We start from the raw sequence: 1,112 nt of genomic DNA on the forward strand, positions 1-1,112 counted from the left end.
CGTCCATCGCGCCAGGCCAGAGTCCGGGCCATGTCGGCGGGCCGCTTTCCGGTGATGCCGGAATGATTGGCAGTGACCATCTGGCCGGGGTTCAGCCGTTCCGTTGGACCGACGCCTTGCCGTGGCCGCACCTCCACGCTGCCGCGCTCCAGAACCACCTGATCCTCGGTGTCGTCGGCCCGAACGCTGAAGGCGGTTCCCGTCACCGTCACCTCGGCGAAATGCCCGTCCACCACGAAAGGATGGTCGGGATCGTGCCGCACGTCGAAGAAGGCTTCGCCGGCGAGAACCTGCACCGTGCGGCGACCGTTGCTGAAATCCGTGGCGATCGCGGATGCCGTGTCGAGCAGGACACTGGAGCCGTCCGGCAGCGTCACGGTCCGTCGCTCGCCGGTGGCAGTCGCGTAGTCGGCCCGCCAGCGCAGAATAAGGCCGGACGGCGGGTGAAGTACACTGATCAGCAGGACGGCAGCAATGGAGAGGCCGGCAAGCCAGCGTCCGGAGCTGTGCCGCGCCTTGTACTTCCGTAATGTCCGTGCGGCGGGGGAGGCTTTTGCGCGCAACCGGTCCGCATCGGCCAGCGTCGCCCGTTGCAGCGCCGGCATTGCATGCAGGCGCACCAGCTCATCGAAGGCCTGTGCCCGTGCCGGGTCGCTCGAGCACCAGCGGTCGAAGGCGGCAAGTGTCGCCGGGCTGCGGTCTTCGTCAAGCCGCAGGAACCAGTCCAGCGCCTCGTCGGTCACCGGGTCCGGATGCCGGTAGCCACTTGTTGCGGCGTCTCTTCCCTTGTCTGTCACTCAGGCACCCCTGCGCTGGCAGGCTGTATGTTCTGATGGACAGGACGTGCGAAGGGGTGGGCCGTCACAAATTTTCCGGCAGGACAGACGCAGGCGTAAGGGCGCGGCGGGTCTTGCCATACGGGCATCTCGATTGATCCTTTTCTCATCCGTCAGCCCTGCTCCAGACGCGCCATCACGTCCCGGCAGTGACCGAGGACCAGTTTCACGTCGTTGTAGACGGTGTTGCGCGAGACGCCGAGGTGATCGGCAATCTGCTGGTAGGTCCAACCGTCCACCTGTGACAGCGCCCAGGCGCGGCGCGCCCGGTCCGGC

The 1,112-nt window shown here is 66.7% G+C and carries 2 protein-coding genes; both read right to left on the reverse strand.

Annotation, left to right across the window (positions count from 1 at the left end):
- The coding region (locus FNA46_RS25665; RefSeq protein ID WP_143128075.1) for a FecR family protein at positions 1 to 797 on the reverse strand (797 nt) is incomplete at its 3' end.
- Positions 798 to 949: 152 nt separating this feature from the next.
- The coding region (locus FNA46_RS25670; protein ID WP_143128076.1) for a sigma factor-like helix-turn-helix DNA-binding protein at positions 950 to 1,112 on the reverse strand (163 nt) is incomplete at its 5' end.

The organism is Affinirhizobium straminoryzae (assembly GCF_007004135.1).
GTDB classification, from domain to species: Bacteria; Pseudomonadota; Alphaproteobacteria; order Rhizobiales; family Rhizobiaceae; genus Neorhizobium; species Neorhizobium straminoryzae.